Origin of the sequence: Bradyrhizobium genosp. P (assembly GCF_049949265.1) — a bacterium.
Classification (GTDB): Bacteria; Pseudomonadota; Alphaproteobacteria; order Rhizobiales; family Xanthobacteraceae; genus Bradyrhizobium.
The window spans coordinates 7,731,370-7,752,587 of record NZ_CP188195.1 but is presented as its reverse complement, the minus strand read 5'-3'; the positions used below and the strand labels follow the sequence as shown (position 1 = coordinate 7,752,587).

Annotated in this window: 22 protein-coding genes; 8 read left to right on the top strand and 14 right to left on the bottom strand. The window is 59.2% G+C overall.

The features are described from left to right. Nucleotides 1-4: 4 nt before the first annotated feature. A complete protein-coding gene (locus tag ACP2YO_RS37205; RefSeq protein WP_426436036.1) occupies nucleotides 5-2,014 on the top strand; it encodes a hypothetical protein in 2,010 nt (669 codons plus the stop codon). Here ACP2YO_RS37205 and ACP2YO_RS37200 read toward each other — a convergent pair. The 5 genes from ACP2YO_RS37200 to ACP2YO_RS37180 all read right to left on the bottom strand — a co-directional run bounded on the left by ACP2YO_RS37200 (nucleotide 1,995) and on the right by ACP2YO_RS37180 (nucleotide 5,080). After that, nucleotides 1,995-2,291, bottom strand: a complete 297-nt coding sequence (locus tag ACP2YO_RS37200) for a hypothetical protein (protein WP_426436035.1) — start codon at nucleotides 2,289-2,291, stop codon at nucleotides 1,995-1,997. The genes ACP2YO_RS37205 and ACP2YO_RS37200 overlap by 20 nt on opposite strands. Before the next feature lie 439 nt (nucleotides 2,292-2,730). After that, the gene (locus ACP2YO_RS37195; RefSeq protein WP_426436034.1) at nucleotides 2,731-2,868 is read right to left on the bottom strand and encodes a hypothetical protein; all 138 of its coding nucleotides are present in this window, start codon (nucleotides 2,866-2,868) and stop codon (nucleotides 2,731-2,733) included. A gap of 4 nt (nucleotides 2,869-2,872) precedes the next feature. Beyond that, nucleotides 2,873-3,358, bottom strand: coding sequence for a hypothetical protein (locus tag ACP2YO_RS37190; protein WP_426436033.1), 486 nt, complete (start codon nucleotides 3,356-3,358; stop codon nucleotides 2,873-2,875). Then, a complete protein-coding gene (locus tag ACP2YO_RS37185; RefSeq protein ID WP_426436032.1) occupies nucleotides 3,334-3,606 on the bottom strand; it encodes a hypothetical protein in 273 nt (90 codons plus the stop codon). Before ACP2YO_RS37185 ends, ACP2YO_RS37190 begins: the two co-directional genes overlap by 25 nt. A gap of 310 nt (nucleotides 3,607-3,916) precedes the next feature. Beyond that, nucleotides 3,917-5,080: a hypothetical protein gene (locus ACP2YO_RS37180; RefSeq protein ID WP_426436031.1), complete on the bottom strand. Its 1,164-nt coding sequence runs from the start codon at nucleotides 5,078-5,080 to the stop codon at nucleotides 3,917-3,919. 664 nt (nucleotides 5,081-5,744) lie between these two features. On the opposite strand from ACP2YO_RS37180, the gene ACP2YO_RS37175 reads away from it, so the two are divergent. The 4 genes from ACP2YO_RS37175 to ACP2YO_RS37160 all read left to right on the top strand — a co-directional run bounded on the left by ACP2YO_RS37175 (nucleotide 5,745) and on the right by ACP2YO_RS37160 (nucleotide 9,689). Beyond that, a complete protein-coding gene (locus ACP2YO_RS37175; RefSeq protein WP_426436030.1) occupies nucleotides 5,745-8,318 on the top strand; it encodes a hypothetical protein in 2,574 nt (857 codons plus the stop codon). Between the two features lie 136 nt (nucleotides 8,319-8,454). After that, nucleotides 8,455-8,907 carry a hypothetical protein gene (locus ACP2YO_RS37170; RefSeq protein ID WP_426443538.1) on the top strand — a complete coding sequence of 151 codons (453 nt, stop codon included), beginning with the start codon at nucleotides 8,455-8,457 and terminating at the stop codon, nucleotides 8,905-8,907. Next, nucleotides 8,856-9,266: a hypothetical protein gene (locus ACP2YO_RS37165; RefSeq protein ID WP_426443406.1), complete on the top strand. Its 411-nt coding sequence runs from the start codon at nucleotides 8,856-8,858 to the stop codon at nucleotides 9,264-9,266. Before ACP2YO_RS37170 ends, ACP2YO_RS37165 begins: the two co-directional genes overlap by 52 nt. Nucleotides 9,267-9,275: 9 nt before the next feature. Continuing rightward, nucleotides 9,276-9,689 carry a DUF6527 family protein gene (locus ACP2YO_RS37160; RefSeq protein ID WP_426436029.1) on the top strand — a complete coding sequence of 138 codons (414 nt, stop codon included), beginning with the start codon at nucleotides 9,276-9,278 and terminating at the stop codon, nucleotides 9,687-9,689. A 20-nt stretch (nucleotides 9,690-9,709) separates the two neighbouring features. Here ACP2YO_RS37160 and ACP2YO_RS37155 read toward each other — a convergent pair whose 3' ends face one another. Both ACP2YO_RS37155 and ACP2YO_RS37150 read right to left on the bottom strand, forming a co-directional pair. Beyond that, nucleotides 9,710-10,729: a hypothetical protein gene (locus tag ACP2YO_RS37155; protein ID WP_426436028.1), complete on the bottom strand. Its 1,020-nt coding sequence runs from the start codon at nucleotides 10,727-10,729 to the stop codon at nucleotides 9,710-9,712. Beyond that, entirely contained in the window at nucleotides 10,726-11,283 is a 558-nt protein-coding gene (locus tag ACP2YO_RS37150) for a hypothetical protein (RefSeq protein ID WP_426436027.1), read from the bottom strand. The genes ACP2YO_RS37155 and ACP2YO_RS37150 overlap by 4 nt, the downstream gene beginning before the upstream one ends. A 471-nt stretch (nucleotides 11,284-11,754) precedes the next feature. On the opposite strand from ACP2YO_RS37150, the gene ACP2YO_RS37145 reads away from it, so the two are divergent. After that, nucleotides 11,755-12,153: a ParB N-terminal domain-containing protein gene (locus ACP2YO_RS37145; RefSeq protein WP_426436026.1), complete on the top strand. Its 399-nt coding sequence runs from the start codon at nucleotides 11,755-11,757 to the stop codon at nucleotides 12,151-12,153. 83 nt (nucleotides 12,154-12,236) lie between these two features. Here the strand turns inward: ACP2YO_RS37145 and ACP2YO_RS37140 are convergent, their stop codons facing one another. Together ACP2YO_RS37140 and ACP2YO_RS37135 are read right to left on the bottom strand one after the other, a co-directional pair. Beyond that, nucleotides 12,237-12,860 carry a S1/P1 nuclease gene (locus ACP2YO_RS37140; RefSeq protein WP_426443405.1) on the bottom strand — a complete coding sequence of 208 codons (624 nt, stop codon included), beginning with the start codon at nucleotides 12,858-12,860 and terminating at the stop codon, nucleotides 12,237-12,239. A 408-nt stretch (nucleotides 12,861-13,268) separates the two neighbouring features. Then, nucleotides 13,269-13,445 carry a hypothetical protein gene (locus tag ACP2YO_RS37135; RefSeq protein ID WP_426436025.1) on the bottom strand — a complete coding sequence of 59 codons (177 nt, stop codon included), beginning with the start codon at nucleotides 13,443-13,445 and terminating at the stop codon, nucleotides 13,269-13,271. Nucleotides 13,446-13,497: 52 nt separating this feature from the next. Here ACP2YO_RS37135 and ACP2YO_RS37130 point away from each other — a divergent pair, with 52 nt between their 5' ends. Further along, nucleotides 13,498-14,127 carry an ABC transporter ATP-binding protein gene (locus ACP2YO_RS37130; protein WP_426436024.1) on the top strand — a complete coding sequence of 210 codons (630 nt, stop codon included), beginning with the start codon at nucleotides 13,498-13,500 and terminating at the stop codon, nucleotides 14,125-14,127. Here the strand turns inward: ACP2YO_RS37130 and ACP2YO_RS37125 are convergent. From ACP2YO_RS37125 to ACP2YO_RS37105, 5 genes are all read right to left on the bottom strand, one after another. Beyond that, nucleotides 14,120-15,520: an esterase/lipase family protein gene (locus ACP2YO_RS37125; RefSeq protein ID WP_426436023.1), complete on the bottom strand. Its 1,401-nt coding sequence runs from the start codon at nucleotides 15,518-15,520 to the stop codon at nucleotides 14,120-14,122. The two genes, ACP2YO_RS37130 and ACP2YO_RS37125, sit on opposite strands and share 8 nt — an antisense overlap. A 12-nt stretch (nucleotides 15,521-15,532) precedes the next feature. After that, a complete protein-coding gene (locus ACP2YO_RS37120; RefSeq protein WP_426436022.1) occupies nucleotides 15,533-16,687 on the bottom strand; it encodes a hypothetical protein in 1,155 nt (384 codons plus the stop codon). Next, entirely contained in the window at nucleotides 16,684-17,856 is a 1,173-nt protein-coding gene (locus ACP2YO_RS37115) for a hypothetical protein (protein ID WP_426436021.1), read from the bottom strand. The genes ACP2YO_RS37120 and ACP2YO_RS37115 overlap by 4 nt, the downstream gene beginning before the upstream one ends. Before the next feature lie 422 nt (nucleotides 17,857-18,278). Beyond that, nucleotides 18,279-19,115 carry a hypothetical protein gene (locus ACP2YO_RS37110; RefSeq protein ID WP_426436020.1) on the bottom strand — a complete coding sequence of 279 codons (837 nt, stop codon included), beginning with the start codon at nucleotides 19,113-19,115 and terminating at the stop codon, nucleotides 18,279-18,281. Between the two features lie 147 nt (nucleotides 19,116-19,262). Further along, nucleotides 19,263-19,541 (bottom strand): hypothetical protein, encoded by a 279-nt coding sequence (locus ACP2YO_RS37105; RefSeq protein ID WP_426436019.1) that lies wholly within the window; start codon nucleotides 19,539-19,541, stop codon nucleotides 19,263-19,265. A 743-nt stretch (nucleotides 19,542-20,284) separates the two neighbouring features. On the opposite strand from ACP2YO_RS37105, the gene ACP2YO_RS37100 reads away from it, so the two are divergent. After that, nucleotides 20,285-21,199, top strand: coding sequence for a hypothetical protein (locus ACP2YO_RS37100; RefSeq protein WP_426436018.1), 915 nt, complete (start codon nucleotides 20,285-20,287; stop codon nucleotides 21,197-21,199). The last annotated feature ends 19 nt before the right edge of the window (nucleotides 21,200-21,218 follow it).

Sequence of the window (21,218 nt, the reverse complement as noted above, 5' to 3'; positions counted from 1 at the left end):
ATGAATGTTTTTGTTTTGGTATTTTCTTGCTGGCGGCGTGATCGGCTGGACGATTTCGAAGGTGATCCGTTTGGTTCGATCGGCTTCCGCGCAGCCAAATCAGAGGCGGCTAAGTCCCAACGCCCAATTCGCGCTCGCAGTTGTGTTCTTGGTGCTCGTAGTTGCGCTCGCGATCCTCGTCGTGATCGTCGCGTCTGCGACCGATCGCGCAGCCGTCTTCACGTACCTGCTCAGCCTCAAGGCGTTCTTCACGGGAGTGCGTGTTCAGTGTGTTCTGCTTGCCGGCATCGTTGGCTTTTTCGTTGAACAGCAGCGTGAAAACATCGACAAGGCAATCCGTGGTCTCGGCCGCGCCGTGGTTGGCGAAAGCGAAAAGTCGGCCTGGGCGCTCCAGGGCGCCGTCGCAATCGGTATTCTTGCCGCAATTGCCCTGATCCTGAGGCCAGATCTGCTACAATATCTGAAATCTTTGAAACTAGGCGAGTTCGAAGCCACCTTTGCGGATCGTGCTCCGACCGCATCTTTGCGCGAAGCGCATCTGAATTTAAAGGATTTCCGCGAACAGGTTGCGTTTCATCAGTATGAGAAGTTTGAACAGAAGTTCTTGTTTGCGAACAACTCGCGCGGATGGGCTCGTGCACTGCTTCAGAGCCCGGTTCAAAAGCAGACGAGCGCTATCACGGAACGTTTGGCACCTTACGTGGAGCCGGTGATTGCCGCGCTTCTCTGTCTGAACAAAGCTCACGCCATCCGTACCGCCACAAAGGATTGGGAACTGACAGCGTATGCGGTGGTGTGGGAGGACTTTTTCCTCAAACTTCATGCCGATACCAAGGCTGCGGCCGAGGACAAATTGCAGGTGTTTCTTGCGCAGTTGAGTCTGCACGCAAACGAGTTTGTCGGACATGTGAACTCTCTTGCGCAGGAGTGTTCGGCTCAAGCCATCAATCCGTCTCGCGTCGAGACGGACGCCAAGGTCATCGCGAGTAATTACGATGCCGCACTACCCATCATGAAAAAGCAGCAGCGTGACAAGCCCGCTGTTCTTGCCGTCGTGGTGTTTGATTCCTACTTCACGGGCGCTGTTTCGGATCTTATTGCCCTCATATCAGGCGACCGGGAAAAGACCGACTTCCTGATCAAGATGACCAAGGATTTTCCTCGTTCGGCAGAATTGATCTCGCCCGGGATCATCAATCTGTTTTATCAAACCACGGACGCGTGGCTGAACACGGCGGGACCGATTGCCGTCGCGGATGCGCGAACCGACATCGAATTCGCAACAACCGGCGCCAATTTGATGATGTCGCTTAGCGCTGCCCGAATTCCTGAATCCGAGAAGGAGAAGACGGACGCGCCCGGTGATTGCAACGCCGTGGACGACAAGCCCCTGGATCATCCGGATAAGATGCGTGGAGTTTACGATACTTTCCTGCGCAACTTGTTTGCGACCCTGACCGCAGAGGCCGACATCTTTGTGCAGGCTTCGCTAAACGGGGGAGAAATCTCCGAGGCTGAGCGCGAGAACTGGATTGACGCAGTCAGTCATCTTGCCGCAATGCTGCAAACAAGGCTTCATGCTCCCGCTATGGCATTGGACAACGTCCCGGTGACCTCTCTCGATGCGCTGATGGTCAAGCGACTGACGAAGGAAAAGACCTTCCTTTGCCCCCAAGAAGATGAGGCGCCTTCGGCGGAGGCCAAGGATGCAAAGACCAACAGCAAGCCGGAGCAGCATGCCTTAATCGACGCCGACTTTATGCTCCAGGCAAACCTGGCCGTCGCGCTCTCGGCCGTGTTGTTCTCAGGGGAAGACAGGCCATCGACAATGTCGTGCAATACAGCGCTTTTCTATACCAACAGCGCTGTCAAATACATCGAGGACACAAAGACCGACAATGAACTCGATGACGCTCAGCAGCGACGGCTTGAACAACTCATTGCAGCAGTGCGAGCTGAAATCGGTCAGCGCTGCAGCTGGAAACCTGCGGAGGTCAAATCGGCTTCGCCATAGCCACACTGGCGAAAAGTGTCGACAACAGCAGGGCGTAGAAAGCGAGCTTCATCTTCATCGGAATTCTCCTCAACCGGAACATACGCGCTGCGGTCTCAATTTCAAGATGCAGGCTGGCCTTTTTCTCAACATTTAGAGCGTGATACCGCTTGTTCCCTTCTGCCCCTAGCAACGCCCCTGTCAAGTACTCTTCGCCGTCCGGGTCACCACCACGGCAACGACCAATCCGGTTGTCGCCTTGCCATCCCGCAGCGCCAGATTTCTGTGACAGCCGCATCGTGCGATGTCGACCCGCAGGAGGAGCTCAGAGCGCTCGATCGACGTCCCAGGACCTCGGAAACATGAAATGTTACAAGTGCTTACGTCTTATTGCTAGTCGGTTGGGGGCGGGAGCGGTTCGGGCAGAAGTTCCCGGCCGGCGCATGCGGCCCAACCACTGATGCGAAGGCGGGTTAGTTGCGTCAGGGGGATGCGCGATGAACTCAGACGATCCCACCGGAGGCGGCGGGAGGCCGGATGAGCGGATGAGCTCCAAGTCTTCGAAAAGCTCAGGCTACGCTTGACGCCCGATGTTCCGAGCCGTGAGGGTAGCTTCGGTCCCTTGCGAGGCGCCGACTGGATCAGACCATGCGTTGAAGCAGCATACGCTGCGGCAGATCTAGGTGTGTGGGTGGAGGAGGGGCATGATGTGGGCCGACGATCCAGAAACCAGCAAATCATGGCTTGGGCCGCGGTCGCATCTCGACCCCCAGCCACCAGGGTGGAATTCCTGTTCGATCGAGCGTATCGGCGGCCTTTGCCAAGCGGAACACTTGCTGGAAATACGCACTGATGCCGGACGTCACATCGGCCAACAGCCTATCCCTCGTTCCCGGCCCGGACATAGGCTCCACCGTAGGTTTCAAACGGAGGGACGTCGCTGACGTCGATGAGGCAATATTTCGACCCGGATTGCTTCAGGAGCGACAGCAAGGGCGCACTGAAAACGTATAATTTCGGCGTTCGGTCGTAGAAATCCGCTTCTTCGCGCGTCCAATAGTCCCGAACATCGAATTGGACCTGATGAGGGCTGAGCCTGCGGCTGAGGTCCGTGACGAACTGGTTCGCGGTCGGTCCCACGTCGATCACGATACAAAGTCTCCTGACGTTGTGTTCACGAATGAACGTGATCAAGCCGTCGGTGCTGACGTCGACCCTGCGTTGTGCAATGCGCAGTTCGTCTGCAATCTTCTTGCGATGCAGCAGAACCCAGCGCAGCCAGAGCGAAGTGAACGGAATCCTCTCAACCCGTCCGCCGGCCGCGTCGCAAACTTTCCCAATCAAATCTTCGCCGGCAATGAACAATTCGATCTGGATCCTTCCCCAAAGGAGGCGACCAGCGCGCCTTCGGCGACTTCGTCGGTTGCAGCCCAGTGCTCCTGTCGAAGCAGCGCGTTCGACACGTGCTGCCTGTCTTTGTGATGATGGATGAGGAAGCGCCCCAGGTGGAAGGCAAGACAGTAGGTGTTCAGAAAAATCGGATAGTGAAACACCCATTGGCCGGCATACGGCTCCAGCGCATCCCAGCACTTTCGGATATTCAAAAGGGCCAAAGGAATTCAAGTGGGGCAAGCTCGATCAATGAATGGACACGTAATGCGGGTTTTATATGACAAATACAATCATAAATAACCTCTTGTTGCAAGAGTTGCCCGGTCGCTTCGGAAGCGAAATTGGTCCAAGGGCCCACATCGGGCCAATCCGGCTAGCTCTGACCCAGACTTTTTGCTGCCCGCGGCGCCTTCTGACGCCACATGCGAGATAACTCGCGCAACGCCACTACCATTCGCACGAGCTTCGTCTCCCAACGCAATTTTCCGATTCAGGCCTGCCTCACGCCGCCCTGGCAGTGCTTAATGGGGCCTATGGCGGCGACCATTTCTCCATCTTGCCCAGAACGCCCCATGCGGCCGTCGCAAGGAAAATGGGCAAGGCGGCCTGCCCGAGTTCCTTGAACGAGCCGACCACCGGCACGGTGGTCGTGAGTTCCGATCCAGCGGCCTGCAGGACAGCGGTTACCATCGATCCGACAATGCCGATGGCGCTCTTCTTTCCATCAAGCATTCTTCCGATCGTTTGACCGAGCGCGCCGTTGACGGGTCCCAATTGACGGGCGCTGGCGCCGCCGGCCAGCGCAGTCATCAGGTCGCAGAACTGATCGACCTGCTTTTCAAGTGCTGTGGGCTGTGCCGCATTCGAGGGAACCGAACCGCTCCGTTGCTGCACCTCCATAATGGCGAGGGCGTGCTGGGCAAGGGCGGGAAGCGGCGCCTGTCCTGCCGGCAACATGGGCGCAGACGGCGGAGGCGCGGCGATGGCAGCAATCAACGGGCCAGCGCTGCTGATCGAATGGGCCAATGCCAGATAAGTCTGGAAGTTCTCGCCGTAGTACTTGCCGTCGTCGTCCTGATAACCCTGCTTCGGACCCCCACCAACACGCACATGCCCGCTGTTGTAGGCGATGGCCACATACATCATCTCGCCGTCGTTGAGGGAGGTCTTGTGAGATCCGTACGCGGTCACCAAAGCCTGCTTGAGCTCTTCCGTCAGCTTTGCAGCGCACTGGTCGAAATCGTACCATCCTTGCTTGAGGAAGAAATCCCTGCCGGAGGCCTCCTCGAAATGCTGGATGTCGTACTGGAAAATACCAAAGCCGTGACAGAACTTGTCCGGATTCCTCGCCGCAGCCGCGTAATCATTGTTGTATTTGGCAATATCCTCCAGGGCCTGCCGCGCGATCCCGAACATCTCTTCTCCGGCCGCGGTCTGGCACAGATTCGCCTTGTCTTTCGGAAAGGCGCTCGCGCCGCGCTTTGGGTAGTCAAGCGTGTCGCCAACGCAGAGCTGCAGGACGGTGCCGACCGGCATCGTTTGATAGACGCGGCCCCAGCAATCCGAGAACGTCTCCTGCATCGCAATCGCGGCCGCCATGTCCGTGCTAAACGGTGTTCCTTGGAAAGCCTTCGAAACGCTTGTCGAGAACTGCACCTTGAACCAGCGAATGGCATCTGCCGCAGTCGTATTCATGCTTGCGATCCTCGCGTTTTGAAAAAGAGCGCCCGAACAAAGTAAAAGCCGCTAGCCGACCCAGAATGGTTCAGAGCTGCGATCGCAGAAAGGCAACAACCAAGTCCGCCATGGTTGGAAGAATGATCCCGATGGGAGTTGGTCAGTCCGGAAGCGCCGGATTACGGTCGCAAGGACACGCGTGAATCGACGGTGTAGCGATGCTGCCGACCGCAATCGTCGTTCCGTTACAGACAATTCTTTTTTGAGCGCGCGGTGAATCCGCGCCGATTAGGCCGATGGATGTCTTGATAAAAAGGCTCTGATCATCAAGACGACTATGCCACAGGCTGTGCCGGCTTCAAGTCAGAGTTCGGGTTAGCCACAAGGTTGTATTGCCATCACCGTGCATCGCTCGGTTAAGATGAGGGTCTTGGAAACTTATAGAAACGCAATTCACCTCGCATTGAGGAAATAGTCAAATTATCGCTTCGGTTGTGCTTTGCGACCTTAAGGGAAGGTTTGGGACGCGCGGCGGCCGGTCCGACCAAGTGTTTGAGTGAGGCTGCCGCGGCCGGCGGGGCCCGTACGCGCCTCAGACGAAAACTGCAAATTGAAGCTGCCCGGGATGAACGATATCAGGCGGACATAGAAGGACTTCGCATATTTAAACGTGAGCTGATCGATGTTTATGGTCATCCTGGCGTTCGCTGCGATCGGGTTTGTGCTTTGCCTCTTTCCAGCGCCCCGCAGCTATCTCGCCCGCGTCGGGCGCGCCGTGTGGGTTTGCCGCGTCAGCGCCATCAGTGTGAGCCTCGGGCTCCTGCTGTTTGCCCGCGTTACGCCGGCGCGCGATCTGTTTGTTGAGATCAACGCCGGGCTGCTCTATTGGCTGGTGTTCTTCGTGCTCGCGCTGGCTTGGGCTTTGTGCGTGCACTACGGCGCGAGGAAAGCGCTCGAGCAGCAGGCCTGGGCCGCCGGAAATCATTCCCTTCCGCTGCCACCGAACATTGCCCACCCGCTGCAGCAGCAGTTCGCCTTCATCGGAACTTGGTTGCCAAGGCTGCTCGGGCTCGCCTGCTTCGGCGCGATTGCCTGGGGCGTTGTCGGTGCCGCGAAGACATCGGCTCTGATGGATACCGGCGGCGACGGGATGAGCTCATACTTCCATGGTCTTTTGGCCGCGACCATGGGAACGGCATTGCTGTTTCTGTTGATCGTGATCTTTCGCCGGCTGTACAGCACGTCCCTTGAGAAGCTGGTCTGGGGGGACCCAAAAGCCGTCATCGCAGAGCCAAGCCCGATCTGGTTCCTGAAATTTCTGCTGTCCCGCCGACAGCGTGTGGCGCGCGCGGCGCACTACGGCGGGATCAAGGCAGACTGGATCGCGATTCTGATCGTGATCGTGGTCCTGGTTTGCTTTGCGGCCTCCATGATCGTGCCGCTTCTGTTCGGCTATCTGGTGCCCCGCGCCTGGTTCGTGCCAGTCATGCTGGGATTGCCCGTATTCCCACTATCTATCCTTACCGCGTTCTCTCACAGGCTACGCTTTCCGATCTTCTTCCTGCTCGTGCTTCTGTTTGGCCTTCTCTCCATTCTCGCGCCGTCGTACCACGATATCAGGTACTTCAAGGCCGACGAGGCCGGATCGAGCCAACGGCAGATCGGGTTGGAGGATGCGCTCAAGCAATGGGAGAAGCTCAACTGCGGCGCCAGTCAGCCTGACAACAACAGGGGCTGCGGCCAGCATCCGGTCATCGTGGCGCTCGCCGGAGGCGCCAGCCGCGCGTCCTACCTTGCCGTTACGGTGCTCGGCGACATTCTTGACCTGACCCAGGAAGACCCCGCCTTTCATGATTTTGGTGGGCAGATGTTTGCGATCTCCGGCGTGTCCGGTGGCGCGGTCGCGGCGGCAATGATGCGCTCCGCGCTGACGGCCGCTGGACCCAACGGTCGTGCGCCGTGCAAGAGCACCGATGCTCTCTGGTATGGTTTTGAGGGGCGTGGCCTGTTCAGCGCATTTTCCCTTCAGCCGGTGCAACAGACGTCGTGGAAGGCGTGCCTTCAAAGCATCGCGGCAGGTGACTTCCTGTCGCCGGCAATTCTTGGGTTGGCATTCCGTGATCCATGGAGCGGCTTCGGCCTGGCAAAGAGGATTGGCAGCGAGGACCGAGCGGTCTTGCTCGAGCGGTCGTTTGAAATCCGGTACGCGACCTTGTTGGCGGATCCGACGAGCTTCTTCTCTCGAGCCGGCCAAATGATTGGCTCGGATCCGTACTTTTCGAACGGCAGCGGGCTTGCGACGCCGCTGGGACATCTCACCGCAGGGCCTCACTGGGCGCCGCTGCTCCTGCTGAACGCAACCTCGGTCGATACCGGCCGCCGGGTGATCGCTTCCGAGCTTGCGCCGAGCTATTCCGACGCCAGCAAGCGGCAACGGCGCGTCTTCCCCGAAGCGTACGACCTGTTCGAAGAGTTCCCGGACCACGATGTTCCACTATCGACCGCAGCAACCCTCAGTGCCCGCTTCCCCATCGTTTCTCCCTATGGCGCGGTCCCGACCGCTGATCCTCGAAAGGCGTCGGAACGGGCCGTGGACGGCGGATACTTCGAGAACGACGGCGTCACCACCGCGCTCGAGGTCGCGCGCGCGATCAGGGAGCTTCGACCAGGAATTGAGCCCGTTATCATCCACATCACCAACGATCCGGTGCAGCGTGCCGACGACAATGTATCCCCCGGTGGCATGCCTGCCTCGAAGGCGCCCAAGATGCCGAGCCCTCGAACCTCGCAATGGTTCGAGAGCCTGACGAATCCCGTCGCAGCGCTGGTCGGGACGCGCGGCGGCCATGCCGCCCAGGCGGTCGAGGCCGCGCGCGCGGCCGATCACATCAAATATGTCCGTTTCCAGGTGTTCAACCAAACCCCGCCGACGCCGTCCGGGGCGCGCTCGGGATGCCATCTGCGAGACCCACCGCCACCGGAGTCGGATAAGGTTGCGCCGATCGATGATGTGTCAATGAGCTGGTGGCTTTCAGGCGCGGTTCAGGAATATCTCGATCGACAGCTTTGCCATCACTCAAACAAGGAAGCCTGGGCTGTTGTCGGCTTGGCTGAAGGCCTCGCGGTGAGCTCCGCGCGAGCTCATTGGAATCGACGGCATCGAATCTCGATCGGCGACGTCAAGAACCTTGCGGAGGGAGCGGCGACAAGCTGCTCGTCACCGCTCGATGCCCCAATTGCCGTGTGGCTAGAATAGCTTGGGTGAGCGGAGCGCCGCCGACGCTCGCCTTGCCGGCGGAATCTGGTACCATCGTACAAGCATGCATTGCGACCGCACCGTCAAGTCTGGGTCAGTGAGACTCGTGCCTGCGATAAACCCGGTTCCTTTTCTGGTGAAGGTCGATACCTTCGCCAAAGTAATGTCCGAACGCGCCAACATCGCGCTGTGCACGGACACGATTCCGTTCCCGTTTATGCCTCCCATGATCCCTCAGCGTTATACGCCCGGAGCGGCACGATCGGCGCTGGTGTCGCACTTTGTCGACCGCGCGATCCTGCTGTCTGACTACGCGCACTTTCATAATCTCAACCGGGTGGTGCTCTCGATCTTCGATGATGCGCTCCGCGTCTGGCGCTCCCGGCCCGCCGTGAAGAGTTACAGGCTCGCGAATATGTTTTGGGGCCAACCGGCCTCATCAAGGACAATCCACTCCTCTATTTGGCGGCTTACGTCGGTCTTGAGCGCCCCGAGCGTTTTCCAAAGCCTGAAGACCTGCTCGACAAGCTGCGCGGGATGCCCTTCATGGCGGTACATGATGTGTGCTCGCACGGCGATCTGCATCTGAAAAACATCTTTGTCAGGCAGTCGGGCGAAGTCGTGCTGATCGACTTTCTGCGCAGTGGGATCGCGCCGGCGTCGCGAGATCCCGCCGAGCTGGAATGTGCGATCGCCTTCGATCCGGATGCCGGCCCCGGACTGGACCCTAACTCTGCAGGCGCTCTATACCGCACCGCTGCTGACCCCAAAGGCCATGCCGCGGTCCGACAATCGACGTGCCGATGCGGTCTGCCAGGTCAGACTTCAGATGGGCGGAATTGTCAGCGAGATCGAATATCAAATCGTGGTCGCTGCCCATCTCCTCTGGTGGGGGAAGAGAAATTCGGAGGCCTACTGGCTTCCGGCCGGGCTGATCCTCAGTGCTGAGGCTGCTCTATGTGGATCCTGAGAGCTTTCATCGCATGGCTCACAGCCCTGTGGCGCTGGCTGGTGCCGCTTGCGCCTGTGCCCGAGGAGCAACCTGCGCCAATGCACGCCGTCTCATATCGCGACACCGTTCCGTATGGATCGGTGCGTTGGGTCGAGTCCCAGGCCGAGGCCGCGCCGTGGCTCGCAGATGAAAACGCGATCGTCATCGTCAAGGGAACCACCGGTCCCAAATGGCTGATGATGAACTGTCCCGACCATTGCGGCGAGATCGGGCAAATCAGCCTGTCTCAAGCAACGCCCCCGACATGGAGATTCCGAATTGAAGAAGACGGTACGGTGTCGCTGTATCCGTCGGTCTGGCTGACATCCGGATGTGGCGTTCACTTCATCCTAAGACACAGCAAGGCCCTTGTTGTCTGAACGATCGGGGCGTCCGCTGCCTACAGCTTTGCGGCGAGACCGATCTTGAACTGTTTCATGTAATTGCCGGTCGCCTCGGAGTTGCCGACGCCAAAGCTTGCGCTCAAACCGAAGCTCGGTGCGTTGGGAAACTGCAGCCAGGGAGCGAACGTATAGCCGAGCGCGATCGACGACCAGCTGAACTCCCTGCCGGTATATTGGTCCCACGACTCGTGATTGGTCAGGGTCAGCGACAATCGCTGCAGCATGCTGGCCAGGTCACCCGGCGCGAGATTGCCCGGTTGACCGACGCCCGTCAGAAAATCGCTGACGTGGCTGTCAGGCGTCAAGATCAGTTGGAACTGGGGACCAATCCGCAAGGCCTGGTTGCGGGAGGCAAACAGCGAAGCCGTCTTCGGTCCGCTGTCGAACTGGTCGTGTTGCACCATCAGTTCGGGCGTAAACGTGTACATGATCGGTGCACTGCCCAACTGCGTGGGCAATGCGAGTTGAAGCTGATTCCCGAGCCGGTAGCTTGGGATCCATTCGCCGACGAAGCTATTCGATCTTGTCCCCGTGCTTGCGATGGCCTCACCGTCGCGTATGCGAAAATCATCCGAGCCGTAACCGAAAACTGGATTGACCAGCACGACCTCGGCAAAGCCGCCGGGCGTCAGTGTGTAGCCGTTGTACGCTTGCGTGCTCGTGGGCTGGAATTGATAGGTGTCGTCGCCCTGCGTATAGACGCCAATCGCGGCGGCCTTGAACAACGTCGCCGCCCTGTCGACATAACTGTACTCGAGCGCCACCAGACCGTCGGCGGCCGCCGAATTCTGACCGGTGAGAAGATTGTTTCCGTAAGAGAACGTCGCCCCCTGTGCGGCTACCTGGCTGTGCGTGCAGCTGAGCGGACCGAGGTCGTTGAAATCGCTGCGCAGCAGGATGTGAAATGGCGTCGTATAGGACCTTCCGCAGTCACCGCCGTCGTCCGCATAGGCAAGTTCGGCAGACAGTAGGACGCTCGCCGCCGATGCCGCCAGATAGAAAGCCGCGCGCTTCATGCCGCGTTTCTCCTTCTGGCTGCAAGCACATAGTGATAGATCAGCGAGAGCAACCAGCCGAAGGTTGCTGTCCTGTGATCTGCTGCGTGCTGCGCGTCGTACGCCTTGATCGCATCCAGCAGACGACCGCCGTCCAATGTGAATCTTGCCGCGTCGACGCCCCATGACGGATCGTTCTGAAAGTTCGATCGAAGGCGTTGGCAGCTAACATCCAAATTATTTGGATTGGTCGTAAACTCGCTGGGGACCGCCGCGTTCAATTGCGGATTGTTAACAACGGCGCTGAAGTCTGCCAGCAGAAATGTCGTCAGCCGCTCTTGCAGGCTGGCATAGGTCGGCGCTGAACGGATCAGATGATCGGCAAAGAGATCCGCGTAACTCGTCGAACTCGCAATCCTGTCGATTGCTTGCACGGCTCTTTTGTGAGACCGTTTTTTTGCGACAGCTTTTGGCGGAGCTCGTCGCTTGGCCGCCCCGCTCTTTTTCTTGGCGCCAGCTTTTCGCGTATTGCGCTTGGGTGCCTTTGCCCGCTTCTTGCCAGGCTGTTTCGTCATGGCGCAATGCTCCGCCCTACGCTTGCGATCAAGTCGAAGCGAATAATCCGTATCAAAAATGCCTGGAGAGCGCCGGCCGCGAGAATAACCGCGGTCCGAAATCCCCGATCCCCTGCATCAAAGGAGATCACAGTTGTGTGGGCCATGCAACCCACAGGCGAAAACTATCGCCTTGGGCGAAACATCTTGAAATCGAAGTGCCGGGCACGTTGCAGGCTGCTCAGGCGTACAGCAGAGTCTGCAGCGCCTCGGCCGCAACAGCGCGTTGCCAGCCAACTTGCCGGGAGTGGCCGCCCAGAGTGATCGCGATGCTACAACGGTCCCGGTGACACGAGGATGCTGAATGCGCTCGCACCGGCGTTGCGGCCGCCGCAGCAACTCGCCCTCGCGTCAACGCCTCGCGATAGCGCTCGGCGTGCATTGAAATGCGAAAGATCCGGACAGGTCCACCATCATGGATAGCTTCAGTGCTTGCCCGCGAATTTCTCCGGCGCGCCCCTCCAGCATCGCAGCCCATCGGTCACCTGCGTTTTGCAGCGAGCTCGATCGGCGCGCGGGCCGATCGATGGCGGGAAGCTTGAGTTCATCCCGCTCAACCGCTGGAAGAAATCCCCGCGCAACGCCCGCAAGACCCCGCATTCCGCCGAGGATGTCGCAGCGCTCGCCGCCAGCATCGCAGCCCACGGCATGCTGCAGCCGCGTCTCCAAGGACCGCATTCTCGACGCCGTGCGCGAGGGGGTTTCCAAGGAGGCCGCCGAAAACCTCGCCGGTCTCAAGACGCTTGCCGCCGCCGCCGCCGAGCGCCGTGCGGGCAAGGGTTGGCTGCCCGCACCGCTGCGCAACCCGATGGCCGCACGACCGGCATCTGAGCCCGAAGCCGCCTGACAGTTGGCCTTGCGCTCCGGCCGCGCGGTGCCATCCGCGCGGCCGCTTGTGCATCGCCAGGAACTGGTTACTTCAGGGCGTCGTTCAGCAGATTGGCCAAGCGGGCGCCCGCGAGCGCAATCTGCTTCGTTGCGATCGCCAGCGACCCGGTCTGATACGATCCCGTCAGCGCGAAGGGGTCGTCGCCGTTCCCGACAGGCGGATCCAGATAGACCTGGCTCTTTGCGAGCGCAAAGCTTTGCTGGATCCAATCCTTTTCGTCCGCTTGCGATGCCTGCTGAGCGTCGGCCGGTGGTAGTGCGCCTGCGGCATCGATGGCGTCCTGCACGGGCGCATTGTTCCGGCTTAGCAGGTCGTCCCAGAAGGCGTGCAGCTCCTTGGCGCTGTCGCAGGAAAGCGCACAGCTGATCTTGACGTCATTGCCGCCCGCATCCCCGTTGGGCTCGGCGCTGTTGAAGCGCGACGTTGCGTGCAGCTGCTGATGCAGATCACCGACCAGATGAAGCAACCAGGCAAGATCGTACGACCGGACCGAATCGGACGCACCGGTGTCGGCCAAAGTCTGACGAAACAGCGGGACCTGCGTCTGTGCGTTTGGCGCCACCGGTTGCTTCAAAGGCGTCCCGTCCGTCGAGAATGGTTCGTCGATGAAATGCCAGTATTTGTGGCGAAAGTGATCCTTGTAGCCGATATTCTGCGACGCCGCCGGTGTCTTTGGGGCGGTGCATCGTTCGAGTAACCCTTCAGCAATTTGATTTCATCCGGCCAGGTCGCCGCCTTCACGAATGCCACCTGATCGCGCTGGGCTGGCTGATACACCCCGGGTCCAGGTCTTGTATTGTGGGTTGAGCTTGAGAAGCCGGGTTGCCTCCGTCTTGGCGGCCGGCGTTAGCTTTGTCCAGGCAACGGCTGCGGTCTCCATGTGGCCAAAGCTGTTCCAGGCATGTGCCGGTGCTCCGGCCAGAAAAACACAGCCCGCGGCAATCAGAATTGAGTATCGCTTGGGAGACCTCGCTCGGCTCGCTCGGAAAATTCAGATGACGAAGCGCGTAAAAATATCAACAAAGAAGTAGCGTCCGCAATATTCGCCTGCGCCCGATTAGTTACAAACCGCGTTCTGGTGCGGCAATCGGTATTTGTCGCTGGGCTGCGCGAGGCTCAGCGCCGGCAGGCTCGCCGGCCCGAGATCGGGCTCAATCCGCAACGGCGGGCAGTCGGACGGGTGAAACGGCCGCGTTTGGTTCGGCGATGCCGCAACCTGATCGATATCGCCCATTCGCAACCCCCGTGCCATAGTCCGCTGATCCGGACCTTGAGGAGCTCGTCGGATGCGGATTCGGAAGCACAAAATTGCCGGCAATATCTATCTGCTGCAGTTCGAGACGCAATATGAGCTGACGGCGACGTTCTTACGCATTCAAGAGCACTACGAATCGCCCCAGTTTCATGGGCGCGTTTTCGGTCTCGAGCAGTACATGGACTGGTATGCCAAGCGGCACGGAAACTTTACATATTACCAGGATTGGACAGGCTTCAATGTGCCGTCGACGGCGCTGCGTCCATTCTATGATGGCAAGTTCGATCCGTTGAGCGAAAAGGAAAAGCGCTTGCTCGCGCTGTTCGCCAAGCTACGGAAGGCGTTCTACGTCATCGGCATCTACGGCCGTGGCGAGACCACCCTGCAGCACGAATTGGCTCACGCGCTCTATTTCGTCGATCACACCTACCGCGATCGCGTGCGCGAGGCGATCGCGCGCCACAATACAGCCAGGCTTGAGCACAAGATCGCCGAGGCCGGCTATGCCAAGCATGTCATTCCCGACGAGCTGCAGGCCTACCTGATCGGACCGTCCGCGAAGCTTGGTCGCGGCTTTCACGCCTTGGCTCCGCTGCGCAGACAGCTGCGCCGCATCTACTCGCAGCATGCGCGACCGTTGGCAGTACCCCGTCTCAGCTGAACTTGGCCGCGATATAGTCAACCGTCTTCTGCTGGCGGAAATAATTGCAGTGCCAAACGGTGTCCGACGTGCCGAAGTCACAAATGTCGGCCGACATCTTCAGGGCGAAGTCGGGATCACCGAGATCGGTCATCGATGCGGTATCCACCACTAGATCGTTTTCGCTCTCAAAGATCGCATCCGCCGCCAGATCACCAAGCCGCGCCACGCGAAAGTTTTTCCAGAATTGCCAACCCGGATTCGGCGTTTCAAAATTGGACCGAACTGCATAATAGTCCGGCTCCACGGCGCACGGGCCAAGGCGCAGACGATTGAGCTCGTAGTTGTTGGAAACAGCCGACTGACCGGACAACCCCGGCACCAGCGCGACGAGAGCATCGACGATCGGTGTCTTGGCAAGCGCCCCGGTGACCGAGACGATCACCTCGACCAGCTTGCCGCCAACCCAGAGGAACGGGTTGGCGGCCCCGGCGATCTTGAGGGTCGCCTCTGCAAAGGATCCGATGTTGGAGACTAGGCTCAGCGCGCTTTGCAGCTTGTCCGGGGCAGCGAGCGACGTTCCGTGCAGCGGAGAGCCGGCGAAGACCACGCGAACCGGCCTTTGCGGGTTGGGCGCAAGCGAGCTGCCAAACGCCTCCAGCCACCAGCGCACAATCAAGCCGCCCCGGCTATGCGCGACGACGTCAATCTGGCCGGACGAGCCGGCAAAACAGCGTCCGAGCTCGAGCGCATTGATGACCGGGCTCACGGCGAGGGTCGGATGCTCGAAGAACAGGACCTGGTCGTACTTGTGGTCCCCACTCACTGCGCCGTTGATGAATTGCTCGCCGGGCGTCGTTGCGAGAAATTCGTTGAGCATGTTCGTGGCATTGGAAAAGGTCCCGTGCACGAACAACAGCGTGCTGCCGCCGAACGGCCCCTTGATTTCACCAGGATCCAGCACGAAAGTCGCGATCGGGTCGCTGGTTTGACGCAACAGCCGCAGCCGCGAGCGCAACGAAACGTCCAATGATTGGTTGAGACGCCGGTCAATAGCAGCAACCGCCGTCACCACCTTGTTGGGGGCCAGCACCGGGAATTCCTTGGTGATGATGATCGTTCCGGGCGGACCGGCGAGTTCACCGCGAGACGCGCGGCGCCGGCGGGACGGCAGGCCGGGCGCCGGGATTCCGTCCCGCCAGTACAGCACCCCGTTCTCTTCGACCAGCGAGACCGTCTTGATCGGGTCATCGGGTGTATTCGCGGCGCGGCGCCGCCGGCGCCGCAGGCCCGCAATCGATTCGCTCTCGGCGTCGTAGGAAACATACAGATCCGCGAAGAGGTCGTCGCACGCCTCAGATGCGCTGATCTGCGACTGAAAGCGCGTGGGATCTTCGGAAAATTCCTGCGGCATGACGGTTCCGGCCTAATCGCTGATGATCGGAAGCGGCGTGACCGGCGGAACAGCGGTGCGCGCGAGCTGGATGTCGAGCAGACTGTCAAATTCCTTGAGGCTGCGCAGATTGGCGCGCCCTTCGTCGACCGCGGATTGATAGCTGTTCGCACCCGTCAGGAACGTCGCCTCGACCATGACGAGATCGCCCGACGTCACATAGGCCAAGATCTCCGCATAGTTCAGCCGGGTGAGGCGCCAGCCGTATTTGTCGATGTAAGGTAGCCCCGCCGTGCGCCCGATGCTATCGCCGACTTTTGGCACCGTGGGAGGCGTCTTGCCAACGACCACAAGTTCGTCGTGGGATGCGTCGGACCGCCAATAGCCGACGAAGGCATGCCCGGAGAGGAGAACGACGACCGGATAGATGCCAACATATTCGAAGCAGGCCGCAAGCAGAAGCGCGAGATCGATGCACGTGCCGCTGTTCGACTTCAAGACTTCCGTTGGCGTGCGCAGGCGTTGCGTCTGTTCGGAATAGGCGGGGGGTGGATTGATATATTGCAGCCGGTATTCGTTGACGATGGCCGTCCAGAGCGCCTGGACCTGCTTGTCGACGGCTGCAGCTTCTTCCTGGTAGCCGTCGAAGCCTGCGGCGGGATCGTCCGTGATGCCAATCAAATAGCGCCTTGCCGAGTGGACGATCTTGAGGATCGCGGGATCGCGCGGCAACACGAAGGAGGGCAGCCATGGATTGTTGTCGGTGTCATCAAGCCATTCATCGACCGGTATGAGCGTGACGCGCCGGGTTTCTTCGTATGCTGTTTGGCCTTCGCAGGCGACCTTCACATAGACCGTGGAGTGAACGCGCTCGTGCAGCGAGCGCGTCAGCACCGAGGTGAGGGGAATGGTCACCATGGACGACAGATGAAGCTGCAGTTCCGAAAGAACAGGGATGGTCTGCCGATACGGATAGTGCTCGGTGCCAACGAACAGCTCGACCTGAACCGTCACATCGGACACGGGCTCGGGCGTCAGCCGTGTCAGGGTGAATTTGTTCAGCAACGCGCGATTGTTGTGCAACAGCGAATAATTGATCGTGTCATCGACCTGAAGATCAACCTGGATCAGCTTGCCCGCGGGTGATGCGCTTTGCAGCCCGTCCTTGCCTTTCTTGATCACGGTCATCGGGCCGCTCTCCGTTTCGAAGCCGCACGTTGACGCGGCGGCTTTGCCGATGGGGCATCGGTCTCAAAGACACTTCGTCCCATCCAGATGACAATCGACGTGCCATGCAGGTTCTTTCCGCTGACCTTTCTCCAGGCACTGAGAAAGGCCTTGGGAATGGAAAGAATAGCGTCCTCGGGACGGCACCAGGACCAATAGAACTCCTGAAAGAAATTCTCGGCGACCTCGTCGTCGATCTCGTCGAGGAAACCGAGGGCGACGTGAGCACCTCTCCTGACTAGCTCGCGTCCAATCCGGGCGCCCGAGTAGTACAGGTTCAGGGTGACGATCCGGGCTGGCTTATCTCCCACCAGCGCTTGCCCGAGCTGATGAAACGAGACCGGCAGCTCGCTCCGGGTGCCCTCCCAAAGAATCATTCCATCGGTCAGGCGCCCATGCGCATCGATCACCGCCTTGAGTGTCTCGGGACTCTTAGCTTCGAGGTCCTCATAGAAGCCTTTGATGAACCATCCGGCCTGGTGGTTGTCGACGCCGGTGACGTGCACGGCCTCCCACGGGGCATTGCGCACCTCCGCACTGCGAATCTCACTTGTCAGCTGGCTGACAGAGGGCGTCTTGACCGTCTTCCAGGCGGGCGGCAGCGCTGTCCGCGTGTTGCCGACACCGACGGCGGCCGAGATCCGCTCTTCCTCCTCCTCAAAGGAATATTCATCCTTCAAACGGCCTGGTGCGCTTTCCACGAACAGGACGCTCTTGGGCGGGTGAGGCGTTACCGCGCCCAATCCGTTACGCAAAAGCCGCGTGATCAGGAGCGAGCGAAATCGGCCTTGGGCGCGCGTCGCGGCGCTGATCAGATACTCCCACGGCGCTTCCGACGCTGCCTCGTAGATATCCCCGTCCTCAAAGCCGCTTCCGTCGAGGTTGGCGAGTTCGACTTCGATGCTGTCGGCCGAGGCGAGGCGCTGAAGCTCGACCTCAGAAATGCCAAGCGAGCCAAGGTCCTTGACGGCGCGTTGGCCAAGTTGGTTACGAAGATCGGCGTCGCGCGCCCAGCGTGCGCGGACCCGCAAAATATAGTTCCATTCCTGTGCGACGCGTATCAGCCGCGCGGGCTTGCGGACCTCAGCCTCGAAAAGCTCTTCATTCAGCAAGGCTCGGACCACGACCATGGGCTTCGTGGGCTGACCAGAGGAGGGCGTCCCAAGTTGCGCTCGTTTTGCCATAACGACGGCCTTTTCGTGATTGACCAACGGAGCCCGCGGACAGCCCAACGGTGGCCGACAACGGCACCAAGCGTAAAATGCCAAGAGCGCCGCGCTCCCGGAGCGGGGGGCGCGCCAGAATTTCCATGAGACATCAAGTCGTGCCCGGCCAATCGTCCCAATTCTCGCCAGAGCAACGCAAATTCATCACATCAGCAATGCAATTTCATTGCCCAGATAGCACGGAATGTTCTCTCTACCTAGAGTCGATTACGTAGGAAGATCGATTTTTTTCTGCAAATGGTCGGAGCAGCAGACTCCAGGAGCTTATTCGGGTAGGCCCAACGATGGACCTTGCGCGACCGCGGGCTTGTGCGAATTCGCTTCTCCTACCTCCCTGGCCTTGTCAGCAGGTTATTCTGCAGGATGCCGAGCTGCGTGGTGATCCCACTGGTCAGTTGCTGCTGCAGGAACATATAGGCTCTGGCGTTCGTCGGTCGCTTCGCGGCCGTTGCGAAAATGCCCTTTCTCAGCTGAGCCAGTGTCGGCAGCAGCATGGGCTTGCCGAGGTTTGTGCCTCGGGCGAAAGCAAGCGTAATCTTGTCGGTATTGACCTGGGACAATCCGCCGAGACCTCCAGGCCCGTTAAAATTGACCAGCGCCCAGGTGGGGCCGACCGCGCTGAGGCTCTTCGTCACGATGAACTGGATTGTCCCACCGAACACGCCGTCGTCGGAAGACTTCTGCAAATCGAGCCCGTCGGATCGGGCCGCCATGGCGACGAAGTCGACAATCCCGAGCGTGCCGGCCAGGTTGGTGTTGGCTTCTGGACATTCGTGGGCGGTCAGACCCAGGGATGTCGGATCGAGACCGGCTTTCGCCGGAAGCTGGTAGGAATACCAATCGATATAGATCTGACGCACCGAGAACTGCAGGTTTTCTGTGAAGGTGTGGTCGCGGGACTCGCTCAGCGTTCCGCTGCCACTGAACGTGAACGATGTCGGTGGATTCATGTATGACAGCGTTGGCGTCAGGCCGCCAGAGTTGGTGACGTCGATCGACATCGAGATCAGCACGTCGAAGTCCTGGTTCAACAGAAATCCGCCGTAGATCTTTGACGGTGCGCTGCGATCAGCAATGTCGGAACGCACCAGATCCTTGAGTTCGCACTCGATGCGCTCGACGATCGTTTTGACCGTGGGATGGCCGACATTGGTGTAGGGCACATCGTAAAGCGGGACGGCACAGCCGCCCAAAATTGAAGCAAACGCGAACGACGAAATACAGGCAAACGCCTTCGACTGCCGCATGGCATGGCTCAATCGTTTAGTTTAAAACGACTACGACGCAATAGAAAAGAGAAGTGTGTCAGCTCAGGCGCACGATCCGGGATTCCATAGACCTGTTCCGCCGCGGGCGATGCCAAGACGGGTGCATTGCTGCTGGGTCACATTCGGTACCTGTTCCGAGTGATCGTCATAGATGATGGTGCAGCAACCGAGCGATCTATCGGCGTTGGTGGCCTTCTTTGCGGCCTTTTTCGTCTTTTTCTTTTTTGCGACGGCAACGTATGCCGGTGCTTTCTTGGCATAGGCTTTCGCCGCCGCCGTGGTCTTCTTTGCGCCCGCCTTCCGCTTTGCATTCTTCGCCATGGCTCACCCCCCGATATTGCGCGTGCCCCACACAAATGCTCTTAGTCAGAGCCGCTACACGTAAAAGTGCAAGATGAGTAAATTAGCAACTCGTGAAAAAGAACGACATGTTGCCGATTGGCAACTTTCGGTAGAGAAGGGACCTCTTGGAGTTGAGGTGGCAGACCTGATGAGACCTTCGGCACGCGGATCGTCGAGCTCGCTCGCGTACCCGCGGGTATGCTATTGGCGCGCGAGGAGGCGGCTTTCTCTTGTCGACTGAGCAGGGACGTCACCGCCCCAATCGTCGGGCCCGTAGGCTGAGCTACGTCTCATACGCTGGTGGCGCCGCAATTTCCAAGAATTTCCAAACGCCCCAAATCGGATTGCGTTCAGTCCAATGGTCGTTGTGGCCGCTCGTCTAACCAGAACACCTAGCACTCCGACCTTGCACCTCGTCGGCTGCCGCTCTTCCATGGTCTCGTCGCGCCGAGTGAGGCTGGGTCGTCGGGGTTCTCCGGCCTGCTTGGATCTTTTAGCTCGCTGAACAGCAATATTGGTCGCGATCCGCATGCACGTTGAGCGCAACAACCAAAGCGGTAGTTGTCACCGTTCTGCAACAGCGGTCGAAAAGTGACTCGCTCTGCTCAATCAAAGGTGGCAAGGCGAGGGGGCTGCTGTTAACTTGTCTTAACGCAAAAATTTAATTTTATTTTGATCAATTGAGCCTCAACAGCTCTGGTTGAGTGCGCGCAAGGGCGACAATGAGCGCGTTCGTAAAAGTTGTGGTCAGCGTTGGCGCGGCAGTGTTCCTGTCCGGTTGCGATCCGGTTACGGAACGCACCTATTTGAACGAAGGGGCAGGGGTCGACCTCTACACACCTGAGCGGGCCAAGCAGGCAGTTCTTCTCAACGATTATATCAACTTCGTCTGTCAGCAGGCGGGCTCGAGTTGCGGCAGCGACTGGGCGGTGTTCGTGCAAGCCGGCATGAACGACATCGATCTGCGCTGTGATGGCTTTCTGACCTGGATCGATGCTCAACGTCGTGATAAGGAGCCGGTTATAGCCGAGATCTCCGCGATCAATACGGCAGTTCACTCGATCATGACCGTTACGGGATCTAACCCCGAGGCCCTCAACATAGTGACAGCGGCGTTCGGCCTGGCGAGCGCAACCTATGCGAACTGGAACAGCCGGCTGCTTATTGCGGTCAATCAGTCGACCATCCAGGAAGTCGTTTACGGTACGCAAGGGGCGTACCGGGAGAAGATTAAAAATTGGCAGGTGACGAACCAGGCAACGGCGATCTATTTGTTGCGCAACTACTTGCGTCTCTGCATGCCTACGACAATTGAAGCAAACATCAACACGACGACCACCCTCGTGCATAGCGGAGCGACGGTGCCGCCAAAGAAGAGCCTGGTGGTCGACAATACGGCTCAGCCGAAAGTCACCAGGGCCGCTTTTTTCACGGATACTAATTCCACCGTGCTCGAGACTTATCTCGATCCCAACAATACCGGGACTTGGGACAACGACCGCGTGCAATCGCTCGCGCCCTATTTGGCAAAGCTGGGTTTGGCCATCAGGAAACTTCCGCTTGTTGTCCACGGGTCGGAGTATACGACCCAGCGGCAGCAGTTGGTCAAAGCACTGAAGGATGCAGGGAAACTATAGGTGCCAATTGGCTGGGAGA